Consider the following 16,935-nt stretch of genomic DNA (forward strand, 5'->3'; position numbering starts at 1 on the left):
ACCGACGCGAAGGCCACCGTGGACGCCGCCAAGACCGACGCGGAAGGTGCGAAGGCCGACGCGGAAGCTGCGAAGAGCGACGCGCAGCACGCGAAGAGCGACGCGCAGGAGGCGAAGAGCCAAGCCGAGGACGCGAAGGCCAACGCGCAGGACGCGGAAGCCGTCACGGAAGACGCGAAGGACAACGCACAGAACGCGAAGGACGACGCGGAAGACGCGAAGACTGGCGCGCAGGGCGCGAAGGCTCAGGCGGTCGGCGCGAAGGCCAAGGCTGCGGACGCGAAGGGCGGCGCCGCAAGCAGCGCGAAGGCTGAGGCAGCGAGCGCGAAGGCTGACGCGGCCGGTACCAAGGCCGACGCGGCCGGTGGCGCGGAGGTTGATGCGGACGCCGTGGAGGCTGAGGCGGGCGACGCCGACGGTGCCGCGGATTCGGTGAAGGGTGAGGCCAAGGAGGGCGCCGAGGCGTCCGACGCGGCCGGGACCGGGACCGGGACCGAGGCCGGGGACGCGGGGAAGGACGGCAAGAGCGACGGGAACGGCGCGTCCGGGGCGCGGAAGACGCGGAAGCGGACCACGGTCGTGCAGGCCGCGTCGCGGTCGCGGTCGCGGCGGCGGTCGGCCGAGTAGGGCGCGGACGGTGCGCGTCCTGGTCGCGGGGGCGGGCGTCGGCGGGTTGACCGCCGCGCTCGCCCTGCACGCCAACGGCATCGCGGCGACCGTCGTGGAGTCGGTCGCCGTGCCGCGTCCGCTGGGTGTCGGCATCAACCTGCTGCCGCACGCCGTCCGCGAGCTGACCGAGCTGGGCCTCGGCGAGACGCTCGCGGACCTCGCGATCCCGACCGGGCGGATGTCGCATTTCGACCGGCACGGCGGGTTGATCTGGGCCGAGCCGCGCGGGATGGCGCTCGGGTACCGGTGGCCGCAGTACTCGATCCACCGGGGCGAGTTGCAGATGGCGCTCCTCGACGCCGCCCGCGAGCGCCTGGGCGAGGCGGCCGTCCGCTGCGGGACGAACCTTCTGGGCTTCGAGCAGCAGGACGGCCTCGTGCGCGCGCGTCTCCGCGACCGCGCGACGGGTGCCGAGGAGATCCTCGAAGCGGACGTCCTCGTCGGCGCGGACGGGCTGCAATCGACCGTCCGGCGCGTCCTGAACCCGGACGAGGGCGGGCCGCTCTGGAACGGCATCCGGATGTGGCGCGGCGTGGTCGAGGCCGATCCCGTCCTGGACGGCCGCACGATGGTCGTCGCGGGCAGCAACGCCACCGTCAAGCTCGTCGTCTACCCGATCTCCGCGCGGACCGAGCGCGCGTCCGGCCGCGCCCTGCTGAACTGGGTCGCCGAGGCGCGCGAGCCGGACGCGACGGCCGGCACCGCCGACTGGACGCGCGCGGGGCGCCTCGCCGACGTCCTCCCCCACTTCGCCGACTGGCGCTGGGACTGGCTGGACGTCCCGGCGCTGCTGTCGGGCACGGACACCATCCTCGAATACCCGATGGTGGACCGGGATCCGCTGCCGCGCTGGACGCACGGACGGGTCACCCTGCTCGGCGACGCCGCCCACCCGATGTACCCGATCGGGTCGAACGGCGGTTCGCAGGCGATCCTGGACGCGCGCGTCCTCGCCTACGAACTGGCCCGCGCGGACGACCCGTCCGAGGGGCTCGAAGCGTACGAGCGCGCCCGCCGCGAGCCGGTGAACGCGATCGTCCTGGCCTGCCGCGACATGCCCGCCGACCGCGTCCTGCACACGGTCGCCCAGCGCGCCCCGGACGGCTTCACGCGCATCGAGGACGTCCTGTCCCCCGACGAGCTGGCGGGCATCTCCAGCGCCTACCGCAAGACGTCCTTCCAGGACGCCGAGGCCCTCAACACCCGCCCGTCCTACACGATCGCCCCGCCCGCCTGAGCCCCCGCCCCCGGGCGGGCGGAGCGTCCCTCACCGCTGCCCGGGCTTGTCCACGATCTTGCTGTCGAACATGGCGTACCACATCAGCAGCGTCCCCTTCTTGACGTGGACCCCGCCGCGGCTGAAGTCGCGGGTCGCGTCCTCGACCAGGAGCAGGACGTCGCGGTCGCCCGGGTTGAGCTTCGCGACGGCCCCCGCGAGCCGCCGCTCCGCCTGGGCGGCGACGCGTTCGACGACGGCGTCGTCCAGCGGTTCGGGGAGCGGGTCCACGCCCGTGCGCTGGAGCGCGCGCAGGTACCGCTCCTCGGCCCGGCGGTGCCGGGCGATGAGCCTGCTCGCGATGCCGTAGAGCCAGGGCCGCGCCTGCGGCTGCGTCCGGTCGTAGGAGCCGCGGCGGCGGAACGCGGTGCAGAACGTCTCCGCCGTGATGTCCTCGGCGGCCTGGACGCCGAGCCGCCGCGCCGCGTAGTCGTGGATCCGGCCCCCGTGCCGGTCGAACAGGACCGCGAACCATTCGGGCTCGTCCAGCGAGAGCCCGATGAGCGCCGCGTCGTCCAGCCGTCCGGCCCGCGAGGGCCCCGGTGTGACGGCGGCCGTCACGAGCGGGTCCCTGGTGTCATGGCGTCCTTCTCGGGTCGGGGAGTGGGTTCGCACACTCGTTGTCGCCCGCAGCCCCCGATCGGGTTCCCGCGACGTTCAGTGGGGCGGGGGCAGGGGGTCGATCGCGTTGCCCGGTCCGCATCCGCCCTCTCCCGGCATGCGCTGGATCGTGGACGGGACGAACACGCTCGTCCGTCCCGGCGCGACACTGATCAGGACGCAGTCCAGCGGCCCGTTCCCGTGGACGGGCCGCACGGTCAGCGAGACTCCGACCGTGTCGTCCTTGGTCAGGTAGCCGGCTTCGATGGCCGGATCGAGCCGCATCCGTCCGACGGCCCGCCGGATCTCGTTCTCGTCGGCGCGTCCGCCCGCGGGGACGGCCGGGATCGCCTTCAGCAGCCGCTTTTCGGACGGCAGTTCCGGCCCCTTCGGCCAGGGCCCGAACGTGAGCGGCGCGGTCGCCGGGCAGTCGACCCGCGGCGGGACGGCGTCGAACGGCGTATCGCCGTGGACGCGGAGCTCGAAGCACCGCTCGACCGTGACCTCGTTCCCGCCGAACGACTCGGTGCTCGTGCCCTTCACCCGCACGACCACCCGGACGCCGTCGCGCTCGCGCACGGACGTCCCGGACACCTTCATGACCTGCGCGCCGTCCAGCTCGGAGGCGCGGTGGGCGAGGTCCTGCGGGTCGTCGAGGCCGGAGCCGCGCAGCACGTTGCCCATCCGGCGGGCCTGCTCGCGGGCCGAGAGCGTCGCCCGGTCCTCGGCGGACGGCATGGCCCCGCATCCGGCGACGAACCCGAGGACGGCCACGACGGGCATGATTCTGCGCATGCGCCCATGATCGGCCAGGCGGGAGCGCCGCGGCATCCGCTCGAATACTCAGATCCCGCGCCCCCACCCCCTGTGACGGGTGGTCAGTCGTCGGCGCCGGGCGGGCGGCTCGACATCAGGTGGGCGGCGTACCGGGCGATGATCGGACGTTCCGGCGGGATCACCTCGTCCGGGACGTCGTCGATGTCGTAGAAGCGCGCCGCCTTCGCCTCGCGCGCGTCCAGGACGAGTTCGACGTCGGAGCGGACGCGGGCCAGGTACGCGGCGGTCACGTTGTAGATCTCGTCGCCGTGCGGGAAGCGGTAGTAGTACTCGGCGCCGGAGAACACGTCGAGCAGCGCCATCTCGCCGAGCTCGACGCCGAGCTCCTCGCGCACCTCGCGCCGTCCGGTCTCCTCGAAGGACTCGCCGGGCTCCATCAGGCCGCCCGGCAGGCACCAGCCGGCGCCGTCCGCCCGGTCGAGCAGGAGCAGCCGCCACGCCTCGTCCACCAGCACCACCGACGTGCCGGGCAGCAGCAGCGGCCGCGTCCCGACGAGCTGCCGCAGTTCGCTGACGTAGTCCGTCACCCGCACGCCCCTCCCACCCGGTCCCCTGCGCACACCCTAAACCCGCCGATCTTCGCCGGTCCCCGGTACCGCCACACCGACGGCAGGAGAGGCTACCGGTTGGTAGGTCGCAACCGGCAGAATGATCGATATGACCGCGTTCGATGCCAAGGCCGACCTCCTGCTCACCCTCCAGGACGCCCGCGACGCCATGCTGTGGAAGCTGGACGGGCTCTCGGAGTACGACGTCCGCCGCCCGCTCACACCGACCGGAACCAACCTTCTGGGCCTGGTGAAGCACCTGACCGGTGCCGAGGCCGCCTACTTCGGGACGACGTTCGGACGGCCGTTCGACGGCCCCCGCCTGTGGTTCGCGGGCGGCGTCGAGCCGAACGCGGACCTCTGGGCCACCGCCGAGGAGTCGCGGGAACGGATCGTCGAGGGATACCGCGCGGCGTGGCGGCACTCGAACGCGACGATCGCCGCGCTGGACCTGGACGCGGTCGGCACGCTGCCCTGGGGGGACGGCGCGCGGCTGACGCTGCACCGCGTCCTCGTGCACATGATCGGCGAGACGCACCGGCACGTGGGCCACGCCGACATCGTCCGGGAGCTGGCGGACGGCGCGGTCGGCCAGCGCGCGGGCGGCGGCAACGTGGCCGAGGGCGACGCCGCCTGGTGGGCCGCGCACCGCGACCGCGTCGAGCAGGCCGCCAAGCAGGCCGCCAAGGAAGCCGCCGCCGCGTCGGCCGAGCAGGACGAGGCCGAGGCGGCGGGCCGATGAGGTTGGAGATCGGTGGGTGACCACCAGAATGTCCGCATGACGCGACCCGGCACCAAGGCCCACCTGCACCGGTACCTGGACTTCGGGCGGGACGCCCTGCTCTGGAAGCTCGACGGCCTCTCCGAGTACGACGTCCGCCGCCCGCTGACACCGACCGGAACCAACCTTCTGGGCCTGGTGAAACACCTGTCGGGCGTCGAGGCGGGGTACTTCGGCGAGACGTTCGGCCGTCCGTTCCCCGAGCCCCTCCCCTGGATCACGGACGACGCCGAGGACAACGCCGACATGTGGGCCACCCCGGACGAGTCACGCGAGGACATCCTCGGGCTCTACGGCCGCGTCCGGGCCTTCGCGGACGCGACGATCACCGAGCTCCCCCTGGACGCGCCGGGCCGCGTCCCCTGGTGGCCGGACGACCGCGCCGGCGTGACGCTCGACGCGATCATCATCCACGTCACCGCCGAGGTGCACCGGCACGCCGGGCACGCCGACGTCGTCCGCGAGCTGATCGACGGCGCGGTCGGCATGCGCGTCGGCCGCGAGAACATGCCGAGCGACGACCGGAACTGGTGGACCGACTACCGGAACAGGCTGGAACAGGCCGCGAAGACCGCCGCCGCGGCAGCGGCCTCGTCCGAGGCGGCCGTCGGCCCAGCCGGGGACGACGGCGCCGCGCCGGCTTCCGACGGCTGATCCAGGAGGCCGTCCCACAAAATCAGGCGGCTGATCCACAAGGCCGTCCCGCGAGGTCAGGCCGCTGATCCAGGAGGCCGTCCCGCAAGGCCAGGCCGCTGATCCACGAGGCCGTCCCACAAGACCAGGCGGCTGATCCAGGAGGCCGTCCCGCGGGGTCAGGCGGCCATGACGACGGTGGTCGAGACGAGTTCGCGGATCGTCTCCGGCCCGCCGTCCCCGCTGGTGAAGTGCATGTGCGCGCTGCCGATGAGCATGAAGGCGAGCATGTCCGCGTCGGCGGTGGCGGCGATCCGTCCGGCGGCGCGCTCGCTTTCGAGGTAGGCCGTCACCATCCGGACGCCGTGGCTCAGCACGGGGATGCCGGCGTGCCCGGCGGCGCGCAGCCGGGCGCGCAGCCCGTCCCGCGAGGTGATCAGCGCGACCATCGCCACCGCGACGGGGCTGAACAGGTCGGTCAGCCCCGCGGTGAGGTTCTCGACCAGGTCGCCCGTGCCCGCGGCGGCGACCAGCGCCCCGGCGCGCGCCTCGACCGCGCGCGCCCGGTCCTCGACGAGGCCGGCGAGGAAGGCGTCGAAGTCGGTGAAGTGCCGGTGCAGCACGCCCTTGGCGACGCCCGCCTCGGTGGTGACGGCGCGGCTGGTCAGCGCGTTCGGCCCGGCCCGCAGCAGGACGCGCTCGGCGGCGTCGAACAGCTGCTGGCGCGGGTCGCGGATGGCCACACCGGTCGGCACGGACGGTCCCCCTTGTCAAGTGGGCACGCGCCCACTATCGTGTGGGCACATGCCCACTCTACCGTCCGGCACCACCCCGCCCGCCCGTCCGTTCGAGGGACGCGAGGCCCACCAGGCCCGCGAGATGGCCGAGTCGTTCGGCTCGGCCGCCGAACGCTACGACCGCGCCCGCCCCGGCTACCCCGACGCGCTGATCCGGCGGATCGCCGCCGCCGCGCCCGGACGCGACGTCCTGGACGTCGGCTGCGGCACCGGCATCGCGTCCCGGCAGTTCCAGGCGGCGGGCTGCACCGTCCTCGGCGTGGACGTGGACGCGCGCATGGCCGCCGTCGCCCGCTCCCGCGGCCTGGACGTCGAGGTCGCCAGGTTCGAGGAGTGGGATCCGGCCGGCCGCACGTTCGACGCCGTCGTCTCCGCGACGACCTGGCACTGGCTGGAACCGGACGCCGCCGCCGCGCGGGCCGCGTCGGTGCTGCGCCCGGACGGCGTCCTCGCCGCGTTCTGGCACGTCTTCGAGCCGCAGCCCGAGGCCGCCGAGGCGTTCGCCGCCGTGTACGCGCGCGTCGTGCCCGAACTCGGGGCGCTCGCCCGGCCGCAGGCCGCCGCCAGCGGATACTCGGCCATCGAGGAGAAGGCGTCCGGCGGCATCCGCGCGACGTCCGCCTTCACCGCACCCGAGTCCTGGACGTACGAGTGGACGCGCGACTACACCCGTGACGAGTGGCTGGACCACGTCCCCACGACCGGCGCCGCCCCGCACATCCCGGAGCCGAAGATGACCGAGCTCCTGGCGGGTCTCGGGGACGCCGTGGACGCCCTCGGCGGCTCCTTCACCATGAACTTCACGACCCGCGCCCTCGTCGCCGTCCGGCTTCGGACACCCTGACGCGGGCGGACGGCGGCAAGGTCATTGCCGACCGGAACCGGAGCGGCGTTCAATGGCAGGATGACGCAGCCCCGGCCTCCGGCCGTCCCCCCGCAGCCGTCCCCACCCGGCGGCTCCCCGGCCCGGCCGCCCTCGCCCGGCGCCTCCCCGGCCCGGCTGGCCGGCGCGTTCGCCTGCGGCCTCGCCGTGACCACGATCGCCGCGTACGTCGTCCTGTTCTTCGTCTACGTGGTGAGCGCGAACACGGACCACATCCTGGTGTTCTACGGTTTCCGGGTCGCCGAGGCGCTGGCCCTCGGCATGCTCATGGCCGTCGTGTTCCTGATCGCCAAGGCCAAGGGGCCGGTCGCCCCGATCGCCGCCGCGATCGGAGGGCTCATCGCCGAACGGCTGGCGTGGCTGGCCGGCAACGCGTCCCTGGATCTCGGCAAGCAGTCCCTGGAAGTCCGTTTTCACGCCAATCTCGACGACTCCGTGCTCTACACCCTGCTCGACTGGGCGGCCATCCTGGCCGTCCCGGTCGTGGCGGGCGGCCTGACGGCGGTCTTCGCGCTGCGCGCCCCGAAGCCCGCCACCGCCTGGGCCCCCGCGTATCCGCCTCCGCCTCCGTACGCGTACCCGCAAAACCAGCTTCCGCCGAACCAGCCCGTCCCGCCGCAGGCCGGGCCGCCACAGGCCGGGCCGCCGCAGGCCGGTCCGACCGTCCCGCCGCCTCAGCCTCAGCCGGGACCTGCCGTGCCGCCGCCGTTTCCCCAGCCGGGTCCGAGCGTCCCGCCGCCGTTTCCGGACGGACAGTCGGGCACGTGAGGGACGACCGGTTCGCGGTGACGCATCGCCGGGCTCATTCCATCGGCTGATCGGGCATCGGCCCGAAGTGGGATGAGCCGCACGGCCGGGCTCGGTAGCGTCCCTCGCATGAGGAGACCACGTTGGGTGACATCCGGCGTCGCGGCTGTGGCGGCGGTGGCCGCGACCGCCGTCTCGCTACCGGGATCGGCGTCCGCCGCGACACCGGCATCGGCACCGGCACCGGCACCGGCTCCGGCACCGGCCGAGGTTGCGGTCGCGCCGAAATGGAGCAGGTGCCCTGACGCCGGGAAGGGACCGGATCCGGCGGACTGCGCGGACATCCGCGTGCCGCTGTCCTGGGCGAACCCGCGCGGACGGACGATCTCGCTGCACCTGTCGCGCCTGTCCGCGCTCGACCCGAAGCACCGCCTCGGCGTGCTGCTGTTCAACCCCGGCGGCCCGGGCGGCGAGGGCGCCGAGACGATCGCCGAATACGGGCGCGTGCTGCTGCCCAAGGCGCTCCAGGACCGCTTCGACATCATCGGCTTCGACCCGCGCGGCGTCGGCAAGAGCACCGCCGTGAAGTGCGGCGGCCCGGGCCTCTCCCCCAAGGTCCCGGTCTTCCCGAAGAACCGCGCCCAGTTCGCCGCGGTGCAGCGGCAGAGCGCCGCCTACGGGACGTCCTGCGTCCGGAACTCCACGCCGGGCCTCGTCGCGAACGTGGACACGCCCAGCGCGGCGCGCGACATGGACGCGATCCGCGTCGCGCTCGGCGAGCGGAAGATCAGCTTCCTCGGCGTCTCGTACGGGACGTTCCTCGGCCAGACCTACGCCCGCCTGTTCCCGCACCGCGTCGGCACGATGGTGCTGGACGGCGCGATGGACCACGCCGTCGGCCCGCGTGACTTCCTGTACCAGGAGTCCTCGGAGCTGTCCCGCGTGTTCGGCCAGTTCGCGCGGTGGTGCTCGGCGACGGCGTCCTGCGCGCTGCACGGCCAGGACGTCACCAAGGTCTGGGACGACCTGCTCGCCCGCGCCGCCCGGAAGCCGATCCCCGCCCCGAACGCGAGCGGCGGCGCGACGACGGTGAACGACGACGCGATCCGGATGGTGCTGCCGAACCTGCTGCTGTTCGGTCCGACGAGTTCGCTGCTGCCCTCGTCCTGGCCGACGCTGGGCGACGCCATCGCGCGCGCACGAGCCGGGGACGCGTCGCTGATGGCCGACAACTCCTCGGTCGGCCAGCCGCAGGACGCCTACGCGTCGGTCGGCTGCCAGGACTTCCCGCCCCAGTTGCGCGGCTACGCCGACGCCGCCGCCCGCCTCCGCAAGGCCCGCGCGATCTCCCCGCACACGGGCGGCGCGTCCGAGGCGTGGGCGATCACGGACCTGTGCGCGTCCTGGCCGGTGCCCGCGTCCGACCCGTGGACGGCCCGGAAGATCACCGGCACCCCGCCGATCCTGGTCGCGAGCACCCGCGACGACCCGTCCACCCCGCTGGTCTGGGCGCAGGGCCTGCACCGCGAGATCGCCGGAAGCGGCCTGCTCGTCGCGGACGTCACCGGCCACACGGCCTTCTTCAACTCCGCCTGCGCGCGCGCCGCCGAGGCGGACTACCTCATCACCGGCAAGCTCCCGGCGTCCCGCTGCGGAGCCTGAAAGCAGAAAAAAAGGGGGTGGACGCCGCGCGGCGTCCACCCCCCTTTCAGCTACCTCAGCCGTGCCGGCTCCACAGCGCCTTGTGGCCCTTGTAGATCACGACGTTCCCGTCGTTCTGCACGGCGAGGAACGCGCCCTTGCCCTGCGTCCGGCTGCTCCACAGCGCCGTCCGGCCCTTGTAGACGACGAGGTTCCCGTCCGTCTGCATGATGACGAACGCGCCGGGGTGGCGTCCGGTGACGGTCGACCAGAGCGCGGTGCTCTTGCCCGTGTACAGCACGAGGTTCCCGTCGGTCTGCATGACCAGCCGGTACTTCGAGTTGGGCGAGCGCACGTACTGCCCGCCCTTCAGCAGCATCCCCGAGGGGAGCGCGCCGACGTACATGTACCGCGACCACAGCGCCGTCCGGCCCTTGTAGATCACGAGGTTCGAGTCGTCCTGCACCGCGAGGAACGCCCCGCGCTGCCCACCGGTGTTGGACGCCCACAGTGGCGTCCTCCCCTTGTAGACGACGAGGTTCCCGTCGGTCTGCATGAGGGCGAACGCGCCCTTGTGCCGTCCCGTGTTGGACGCCCACAGCGGGGTCTTCCCCTTGTAGAGGACGAGGTTCCCGTCCGTCTGCATGGCCAGCACGTACTTGCGGTTGTGAGAGCGGAGGTAGTGGCCGGGCTTGAGCCCCTGCCCGGGCTTCAGCACGCTGGCGACCTTGGCCGCCCCCGCGACCGAGGGCGCGACGGGCGGCTGCTCCGCGGCCACCGCCGGAGACGCCAGGAGAGCAGCCCCCACGCCCGCGGCGGCCACCGTGGCGACAATCTTGTTTCTCATGCGCACTGTGACGCCCGGCCCGCCGAGTTGGCTCCCGCCCCAAAGGTAAAAACTACCCTCACCTGTCACAGCCCCACCCGACCAGGACCGCTCCAGCCCAGCAGCACCTCACGCGCGACAGCGACTCACGCGCGACAGAGGTTCATGCGCGGCACCGGGACCAGTGCGGCAGTGGCTCCGCCGCCGCGAGCCACTCCGCCGGGAGTTCCCCGGGCTTGAGCCCGGCCGCGACGATCCCCCCGACGATCGCGCAGGTCGTGTCGACATCCCCGCCCGCGGACGCGGTGGCCCAGACGGCACGCTCGAAGTCGTCGCGATGCCGGGCGGCGACCCAGATCGTGAACGGCACGGTGTCATGCGCGGCCACGGCGCGTCCGTTCCCGAGGACGTAGGCGGCCGTCTCGGCATCGGACACGGTCAGCAGATGCCGCGCCTCCCGCACGCCGTCGCGCACTCTTCCGTCCGGGACGTACTCGAGTACCCGGTCGATGAACGGCCCCGGCCGCCAGTCACCGTCGGCCGCCAAGCCAGAGGCGACAGCAACCGCGATCGCGCCCGCGACCGCTTCCGGATGGGTGTGCGTCACCGTCGCCGAGAGCGCGGCCTGCCGAGCGGCCTCGTCCAGGTCGTCCGCGAAGTACGCCCCGAGCGGCGCGACCCGCATGGCGGCCCCGTTCCCCCACGAGCCGTTGCCGTCGAAGAGTTCCGAGGCGAGTTTCCGCCAGTCTCCGCCCTCCCGGACGAGCCTGAGCATCCGATTCGTGGCAGGACCGTACCCGCGGTCGAAGTCGTGCCGCTCGGCGAACGACGCCGCCAGCACGTCCTGGTCGATCCGGCCGTGGACGGCCAGGGTGAGGTGGATGGAGCAGGCCATCTCGGTGTCGTCCGTCCATTGCCAGGGCGCGGGCGGCAACGCGCGCTCGTCCAGGTAGGGACGGTTGGACGGAACGAAGAACTGGGACCCCAGCGCATCCCCGAGCGCGAGCCCGATCAGCGAACTGCAGGCCCGCCGGAGACGATCGTCTGACATTCGGTCCATCCTCACAGACTCCGGACGCATTCTCGAACGGTTGCGGTCTTTACCAAACGGTCGACCAACGGTCGGCGCTGGTCAGGTAACTTCCACGGCATCCCTTGATCTTGATGTGCGGGCTCGTCCGGCTTGACCGGCCGTGTCCGTGGAGAGGCGTGCGCCATGAGTGTGGTCAACCTGGTGGAGACGGCGGCCGGGCTTCCCGAGGCGTGGAGGTCGCTTCCGCTGGGACGGGTGGGGACGGCCTGCGTGAAGGTCCTGCGCATGGACGAGATGCCGGTCGCGGAGGAGAGTCACGGCGGCGCCGAGGCGCTTCTGGTGCTCGACGGCCTGCTGGAATTGGTGGTGGACGGCACGCCGGTGTCGGTGCGGGCCGGCGAGCTGTTCATGGTCGCGGCCGGAACCCCGCACACGGTCAGCTCGGGCAGCCGCGGCACGCTGGTGATCGTGGAGCTGCCGGAAGAGTAGGCGCGCGCCGGGCCACTCATGGCGGTACCTACTGACAGTAGCCCCGTTACCTACTGTCAGTAGGTCGCTCGTCGCCATACCTACTGTCGGTGGGTCGCCCACTGGCGGACGGCGTTGACGTACGGCGGCATCCACGGTTCGGGCCGCAGCGCCAGGCGGCCTTCCCACAGCTTGCGGTGCAGCTGAGCGTGCAGGTCGATCGCCGTGGCCGGGGCTTCGAGCCACGAGGGGAACTGCGCGAGCCACTCGTCCGCCGCCTGGGGCGTGTGGCCCGCGCCGAGCAGCCACGGGACGAGCTGGGCGAGTTCGACCCACGCGGCGCCGCGGCTCACGAACGCCCAGTCCACGACGTGGACGCGGTCGCCGGTGATGATGAGGTTGTCGGTGTTCAGGTCGGTGTGCAGCAGCGCGGTCCCCGCCATCGGCGACGCGTCGGATCCGAGGTCGGTCCAGCGCCGTTCCACCTGGCGCTGGACGAACGCGGGGCACGGCGTCGCCTGAAGCGCGTGGATCGTCTTCGCGAGCAGCAGGAGATCGGGCGAGCCGGGTGCGTGGTCGGCCTTGCGTCCGTCCACGTGCTCGAAGATCAGCGCGATCCACTCGTCGGTCTCCACGGCGTGCAGGAGCTGGGGAGCGAACTCGGCGACGTGCGGGTTGATCGCCTTCTCCCAGCGCAGCGAGCGCGCCTCCGGACCGTCCGTCTCGGGTGACGCCTTGCGCGCCGCCTTGATGAAGACGCGTCCGCGAGACCCTGTCACCGTGGACGCGATGTCCGCGTGGTTCCCGGCCGCCGCCGGGACGACCGCCGCGACAGTTCCCGCGTGCTCCTTCACAATTCGCGTGATCTCACCTGGAAGCTCGCCCCAGCCAGCGCGCATGGATTCATCTCCCGTCGTCGAGCACCGTCCGGCCACCTTCCCAGACCACTCAGATCGTCCGAGGCAAAACGCTCGTGACAGCTTGTAACTACTTGAATACGATGTGGCCGTGGAGTTCGACGGCGTGACCGTCCCGGAAGCATGGGCCGAGCCCGCGCGCGTAGTGGCCCGGGAGAAATTCCTTCCGGACGTCGCGCTGGTCGGTCCGCGCCCGGACGATCCCGCGTCCTGGATCGACCGTCGCACCGCGCCCGACGCTTGGCTTCGCGCCGTGTATTCGGACGCTGCCGTCGCCGTCCAGTTGGACGACGGCGCGCTCGACATCGCTAGCAAGCCCGCCGACCCGTTCGCGGTGGCGACGAGTTCGTGCTCGGCACCGGGCCTGGTGTTCGCGATGCTCGACCTCCTCGATCCACAGGACGGCGAGGTCGTGCTGGAGATCGGCACCGGCACGGGCTGGACGGCGGGGCTGCTCGCCACGCGCGTCGGCGCGCGCAACGTCATCAGCGTCGAGGTTGATCCGAACGTGGCCACTTTCGCCCGCGCCAACCTCAGCTCCGTCGGCCTCGATCCCGACGTGGTGGTCGGTGACGGCGCGCTCGGGTATCCCGCTCGCGCCCCCTACGATCGCGTCCACGTCTCCTGCGGCGTGACGAGGATCCCTTACGCGTGGGTCGAGCAGACGCGGCCCGGCGGCGTGATCGTGCTGCCGTGGATGCCCGGATGGCAGACGGGCCATCTCGCCCGGCTCACTGTCGAGGATGGTGTCGCGTCCGGCCGGTTCCACGGGACGTCCGGCTTCATGCTGATGCGCGCACAGCGGCCGTCCGAGCCACCGATCACCGGTGAGCCGCGCGTCTCCGCGAGCACGCTGGACGCGCGTGGCCTGGCGTCCGCCGACGAGGGTCTGTCGCTGGCCATCGCGGGCCTCCTGCCGGACGTCCGGGGCCACGCCGTCACCAGCCCGGACGGCACGGTTCGCATCGCCGCCCGCGAAGGCGACTCGCACGCGCTCGCCGTTCTCTCCCCGCGAAGCGCGAGGGCCGAGGTCGTCCAGCGCGGCCCCCGCAACCTCTGGGACGAGCTGGAGGCGGCCGTCCATCAGTGGCATGCGTGGGGCCGTCCCACCCCCGACCGTTTCGGCCTGACCGTCACGCCCCAGACCCAGCACGTCTGGCTCGACTCCCCGCGAGGGGCCTGAGCAGACAGCGCCCGCATGGCGGGTTGCGGTGGAAACATGGGCAATGCGCGGCCCCAGCCGCAAGCGCAGACACGTACGGATCAATTGACGGCTGGACCAGTAGGCCGGGCCTCGAAGCGGCCGCCCACTCTCGTATGGAGGTGGTGACTTCGGGATTGATCGCAACCGCTAGAGGACCGTCCGCAGTGTGACGGACACCCGTCGGCCGCGCGGCACCCGTCCGTTCGGGCCGGGGTCGGTCTTGCGGGCCGGAATGGCGTGCCGCCAGATGAAGCGTGCCGGGCCGGTCATCACACATAGACCGCCGACGTCGAGACGGATCGGCTCGCGTGTCTTGTCCTCCGGGTGGACGAACTCCATCACGCATGCCGACAGCAGGCTGACCGAGGCGACGACCGGTCCGAAGGAGGGAACGTGGTCGACGTGGGCGCTGATGCCCTGGCCGGGAAGGTACTCGTTCACGATCACCTGGTCGGGGGGCCGGTCGAAGTGGCCGTCCTCGTGCAGTCGCCGGGCCAGCATCAGCGCCCAGGCGGGCAGCGGTGGGGCCGGAGCGCCGCCGACGCCGCGACTGCCGTAGTCGTAGCGGTGCCCGTAGTGCTGGACACGGCGCCGCAGTTGCGACGACCACGGGGCGGCGTCGATGGCCGCCATGAGTCGCTGCTGATCATCTTCGTCCAGCCAACGGTCGAGATACAGGAGGCCCGGAACCATGATCGAAAACTTATTCGATCCCGACCTGCCCAGTCCAGGAGCTACCGAACCGCCGGAGTCCGCGCTCTTGCCGTCAGCACCCCCGACCGTTTCGGGCTGACCGTCACCACTCAGGCCCAGCACGTCCGGGTCGCCCCACGGGAGGCGTGAGCAGACGGCGTCCGCGCTCGGCGCTCACGGCGGGAACACGCGCGATGCGCGGGCCCCAGCCGCGAGCGCCGCCACGCATGGGTCAATTGACGGCTGGGGAAAGGAGTAAGGCGAAGGCGAACGAGGCTGCGATCACGACGGCCGTCACCAGGGGCGGACGCCACCAGAGGGTGGTCTCCACGCGGACGGGATTCGTGCGCTCCCCCAGGTGCTGACTCAAGGCTTTCTTGTGGGCGGCGTCCAGGATTTCGCGGGGCCGTTGGAAAGTGCGGTAGCCGCAGATGTCGCCTAGCAGGGACTTTCCGTACTGGATGGAATGCAGCTCCCGGCCGTCCCGTATCCAGATGACCAGGCCCTCACCCTTACCCACGCGCACGCGCACGACGTCCTGCCAAGCCACGCGACGCGTGATCAGCACGTTCGTCACCGACACGTGAGTGTCGTTATAGCGAACGGCGTTTCCCCAGCCCACTGACCAGATGGCGGTCAGCGACGCGGTAACGACCAGCACCAGGGCCCATGCGCCAGGAGTGCTTCCCTCGACCAGAAGGCCGAACCAGCAGCCGAGCCACAGCCCACTGCCGAACGTCACCGGCCCCCAGCAGTACAGAACACGCCGAACCGGTTTCATCTTCATCGCAACACCGACCACTGTCGGGCGCAGAAGGTCTTAGCAGTGCGGGCGTCTCTTGACCGCCGCAGCGAACACCCGCCACTCAGCCGCAGCAAGCGCAAGCCGGGGACCGTTCGGAGCCTTGGAGTCACGAACGAGCATGGCCGCACCGTCGAGGTTGGCCACCTCCACGCAATCGGAACCCGTGGGCGTGCTGTGACTGCTCTTCCGCCAGGTGGGCTGGACGGTCACGCCACGCATGTTGTCGCTCGTGCCTTTATGGTGGCGGTGAACGCTCGCCACTCGGTAGCTGGAACAGCCAGTTTCGGCCCGGAAGGGTCCCTCGAATCGCGGACGGTGACCAGGGGGTCAGCGAGCGCGACTTCCACGCAGTCACCACCACCCTGTCCACAGAAGCTACTTCTCCGCCAGCGGGGAGGGCGCCACTCAAGAGTGCTCATGCGTGTGAGCGCCTCCTGATGGCCGCAGTAAGCGCTTGCCAGTCTGCAGAGGCGATGGCGAGCTTCGGCCCCTCCGGGTCTTTCGAGTCACGGACCGCGATCGCGACCCCCAGATCAGCGAGCTCGACGCAGTCAGAGTGCTGCGGTGAACTGTGAGTGCTCTTCCGCCAAGTGAGAGGTACCGTTCCGAAGTCGTTCATGAGGGTGGACGCTCCTTGACAGCTGCGGCGATGTAGCCCACCGACTCGTCGGGGCTCAGCGCCAAGTCACGAATCCTGTCAAACTCCACCTTAATCCTTCGAACGTGAGGAGCACTCTCAATATAGATCTCTCCGCCGACTGACTCCACGTAGGCGACGGCCGGGTCTTCCGGATCTTCATACTCGAAGACAACGACCGAACTGATCACCCCAGGGTGAAGCCCCACCGAGAAAGGCAGGATCTGGAGCGTGACGTTGGGACGCTTCGCAGCGGCCACGAGCGCCCGCAGCTGTTCGTCCATCACGTCTGGCTCGGGGCCCCGAAGAATCACCGACTCGTCCAGGATGGCGTGCAACGCCGGTGCGTTCGACCGCATGAGCAAGGCTTTGCGCGCGATGCGCGCCTGAAGCCATCGCTGAGTCGTCTCCTCATCGTCCCCGATGCGCCCAGAGGTGAGGAGCGCATGTCCATATGCCTCAGTCTGGAGCAGGCCTGGAATGATGCTCGGCTGCCAGGAGAGAATTTCCGAAGCTTCGTCCTCGAGGGCTACGTAGGAGGACTGGAAGACGTCCGAGTAGGCCGTCCACCAGCCGCGTTGGCGGGCCTGGCGGGCGAGTTCCACGAGGGCGGCGCGGTCGGTCATGTCGGCGCCGTAGAGGTCCAGGGCCGCGTTGACGTCGGCCGCGGTGGGGCGGGTGCGGGCGGCCTCGAAGCGGACGAGTTTGGAGCGGGACCAGCCGAGCTGGTCGGAGGCCGCTTCGGTGGTCAGGCCGGCGCGCTCGCGGTGCTTGCGCAGCTCGCGGGCCAGGCGACGGTGACGCACCGTAGGGCTCTTGATACCGGTCATGACCGGAGCATGAGGCAGGGGCGCGAACCGCGGCAACCGGTTCCACAAAAGAATCATGAACGACTTGCACCGAAGCATGGACACAGAGCGACGGCGCGGTTCACGATGGG

22 protein-coding genes are annotated in these 16,935 nt (G+C 71.5%); 9 read left to right on the plus strand and 13 right to left on the minus strand.

All coding sequences use genetic code 11. From position 1 onward, the window contains the following. The first annotated feature begins 637 nt into the window (after positions 1 to 637). On the plus strand, positions 638 to 1,906 hold the full coding sequence (locus ACFPCY_RS30800) for a flavin-dependent oxidoreductase (RefSeq protein ID WP_378260938.1): 1,269 nt from the start codon (positions 638 to 640) through the stop codon (positions 1,904 to 1,906). 30 nt (positions 1,907 to 1,936) lie between these two features. Here ACFPCY_RS30800 and ACFPCY_RS30805 read toward each other — a convergent pair whose 3' ends face one another. The 3 genes from ACFPCY_RS30805 to ACFPCY_RS30815 all read right to left on the minus strand — a co-directional run bounded on the left by ACFPCY_RS30805 (position 1,937) and on the right by ACFPCY_RS30815 (position 3,909). Continuing rightward, the gene (locus ACFPCY_RS30805; protein ID WP_378260940.1) at positions 1,937 to 2,506 is read right to left on the minus strand and encodes an RNA polymerase sigma factor; all 570 of its coding nucleotides are present in this window, start codon (positions 2,504 to 2,506) and stop codon (positions 1,937 to 1,939) included. Positions 2,507 to 2,602: 96 nt separating this feature from the next. Further along, on the minus strand, positions 2,603 to 3,340 hold the full coding sequence (locus ACFPCY_RS30810; RefSeq protein WP_378260942.1) for a hypothetical protein: 738 nt from the start codon (positions 3,338 to 3,340) through the stop codon (positions 2,603 to 2,605). An 83-nt stretch (positions 3,341 to 3,423) separates the two neighbouring features. Continuing rightward, complete coding sequence (locus ACFPCY_RS30815; RefSeq protein ID WP_378260944.1) at positions 3,424 to 3,909, minus strand: NUDIX hydrolase; 486 nt, start codon at positions 3,907 to 3,909, stop codon at positions 3,424 to 3,426. Between the two features lie 130 nt (positions 3,910 to 4,039). On the opposite strand from ACFPCY_RS30815, the gene ACFPCY_RS30820 reads away from it, so the two are divergent. Beyond that, positions 4,040 to 4,672, plus strand: coding sequence for a DinB family protein (locus ACFPCY_RS30820; RefSeq protein WP_378260946.1), 633 nt, complete (start codon positions 4,040 to 4,042; stop codon positions 4,670 to 4,672). A 36-nt stretch (positions 4,673 to 4,708) separates the two neighbouring features. Then, a complete protein-coding gene (locus tag ACFPCY_RS30825) occupies positions 4,709 to 5,365 on the plus strand; it encodes a DinB family protein (protein WP_378260948.1) in 657 nt (218 codons plus the stop codon). Positions 5,366 to 5,523: 158 nt separating this feature from the next. Here the strand turns inward: ACFPCY_RS30825 and ACFPCY_RS30830 are convergent, their stop codons facing one another. Further along, positions 5,524 to 6,099, minus strand: coding sequence for a TetR/AcrR family transcriptional regulator (locus ACFPCY_RS30830; protein ID WP_378260950.1), 576 nt, complete (start codon positions 6,097 to 6,099; stop codon positions 5,524 to 5,526). A gap of 49 nt (positions 6,100 to 6,148) precedes the next feature. On the opposite strand from ACFPCY_RS30830, the gene ACFPCY_RS30835 reads away from it, so the two are divergent. From ACFPCY_RS30835 to ACFPCY_RS30850, 4 genes are all read left to right on the plus strand, one after another. Further along, on the plus strand, positions 6,149 to 6,985 hold the full coding sequence (locus ACFPCY_RS30835; protein ID WP_378260952.1) for a class I SAM-dependent methyltransferase: 837 nt from the start codon (positions 6,149 to 6,151) through the stop codon (positions 6,983 to 6,985). Between the two features lie 60 nt (positions 6,986 to 7,045). Beyond that, positions 7,046 to 7,792, plus strand: coding sequence for a hypothetical protein (locus ACFPCY_RS30840; RefSeq protein WP_378260954.1), 747 nt, complete (start codon positions 7,046 to 7,048; stop codon positions 7,790 to 7,792). A gap of 122 nt (positions 7,793 to 7,914) precedes the next feature. Then, entirely contained in the window at positions 7,915 to 8,076 is a 162-nt protein-coding gene (locus tag ACFPCY_RS30845; RefSeq protein ID WP_378260956.1) for a hypothetical protein, read from the plus strand. 43 nt (positions 8,077 to 8,119) lie between these two features. Further along, positions 8,120 to 9,433 carry an alpha/beta hydrolase gene (locus tag ACFPCY_RS30850; protein WP_378260958.1) on the plus strand — a complete coding sequence of 438 codons (1,314 nt, stop codon included), beginning with the start codon at positions 8,120 to 8,122 and terminating at the stop codon, positions 9,431 to 9,433. Positions 9,434 to 9,488: 55 nt separating this feature from the next. Here ACFPCY_RS30850 and ACFPCY_RS30855 read toward each other — a convergent pair whose 3' ends face one another. Together ACFPCY_RS30855 and ACFPCY_RS30860 are read right to left on the minus strand one after the other, a co-directional pair. After that, the gene (locus ACFPCY_RS30855; RefSeq protein WP_378260960.1) at positions 9,489 to 10,259 is read right to left on the minus strand and encodes a hypothetical protein; all 771 of its coding nucleotides are present in this window, start codon (positions 10,257 to 10,259) and stop codon (positions 9,489 to 9,491) included. 142 nt (positions 10,260 to 10,401) lie between these two features. Further along, positions 10,402 to 11,298 (minus strand): ADP-ribosylglycohydrolase family protein, encoded by an 897-nt coding sequence (locus ACFPCY_RS30860; protein WP_378260962.1) that lies wholly within the window; start codon positions 11,296 to 11,298, stop codon positions 10,402 to 10,404. Positions 11,299 to 11,454: 156 nt separating this feature from the next. On the opposite strand from ACFPCY_RS30860, the gene ACFPCY_RS30865 reads away from it, so the two are divergent. After that, complete coding sequence (locus ACFPCY_RS30865) at positions 11,455 to 11,760, plus strand: cupin domain-containing protein (protein ID WP_378260964.1); 306 nt, start codon at positions 11,455 to 11,457, stop codon at positions 11,758 to 11,760. Between the two features lie 80 nt (positions 11,761 to 11,840). Here the strand turns inward: ACFPCY_RS30865 and ACFPCY_RS30870 are convergent, their stop codons facing one another. After that, positions 11,841 to 12,638 (minus strand): phosphotransferase, encoded by a 798-nt coding sequence (locus ACFPCY_RS30870; RefSeq protein ID WP_378260966.1) that lies wholly within the window; start codon positions 12,636 to 12,638, stop codon positions 11,841 to 11,843. A gap of 109 nt (positions 12,639 to 12,747) precedes the next feature. Between ACFPCY_RS30870 and ACFPCY_RS30875 the strand changes: the two genes are divergently transcribed. Continuing rightward, complete coding sequence (locus ACFPCY_RS30875; protein WP_378260968.1) at positions 12,748 to 13,839, plus strand: methyltransferase domain-containing protein; 1,092 nt, start codon at positions 12,748 to 12,750, stop codon at positions 13,837 to 13,839. Positions 13,840 to 14,007: 168 nt separating this feature from the next. Here the strand turns inward: ACFPCY_RS30875 and ACFPCY_RS30880 are convergent, their stop codons facing one another. From ACFPCY_RS30880 to ACFPCY_RS30905, 6 genes are all read right to left on the minus strand, one after another. Then, complete coding sequence (locus ACFPCY_RS30880; RefSeq protein WP_378260970.1) at positions 14,008 to 14,553, minus strand: alpha-ketoglutarate-dependent dioxygenase AlkB; 546 nt, start codon at positions 14,551 to 14,553, stop codon at positions 14,008 to 14,010. Between the two features lie 232 nt (positions 14,554 to 14,785). After that, entirely contained in the window at positions 14,786 to 15,340 is a 555-nt protein-coding gene (locus ACFPCY_RS30885) for a hypothetical protein (RefSeq protein WP_378260972.1), read from the minus strand. A gap of 33 nt (positions 15,341 to 15,373) precedes the next feature. Further along, the gene (locus tag ACFPCY_RS30890) at positions 15,374 to 15,577 is read right to left on the minus strand and encodes a DUF397 domain-containing protein (RefSeq protein ID WP_378260974.1); all 204 of its coding nucleotides are present in this window, start codon (positions 15,575 to 15,577) and stop codon (positions 15,374 to 15,376) included. Continuing rightward, entirely contained in the window at positions 15,565 to 15,777 is a 213-nt protein-coding gene (locus ACFPCY_RS30895; RefSeq protein WP_378260976.1) for a DUF397 domain-containing protein, read from the minus strand. The genes ACFPCY_RS30890 and ACFPCY_RS30895 overlap by 13 nt, the downstream gene beginning before the upstream one ends. Continuing rightward, entirely contained in the window at positions 15,774 to 15,977 is a 204-nt protein-coding gene (locus ACFPCY_RS30900; protein ID WP_378260978.1) for a DUF397 domain-containing protein, read from the minus strand. Before ACFPCY_RS30900 ends, ACFPCY_RS30895 begins: the two co-directional genes overlap by 4 nt. Continuing rightward, a complete protein-coding gene (locus ACFPCY_RS30905; RefSeq protein WP_378260980.1) occupies positions 15,974 to 16,825 on the minus strand; it encodes a helix-turn-helix domain-containing protein in 852 nt (283 codons plus the stop codon). Before ACFPCY_RS30905 ends, ACFPCY_RS30900 begins: the two co-directional genes overlap by 4 nt. Positions 16,826 to 16,935 lie beyond the last annotated feature (110 nt).

This window comes from Actinomadura gamaensis, from assembly GCF_042652125.1.
In the GTDB taxonomy this organism is placed as follows: Bacteria; Actinomycetota; Actinomycetes; order Streptosporangiales; family Streptosporangiaceae; genus Spirillospora; species Spirillospora gamaensis.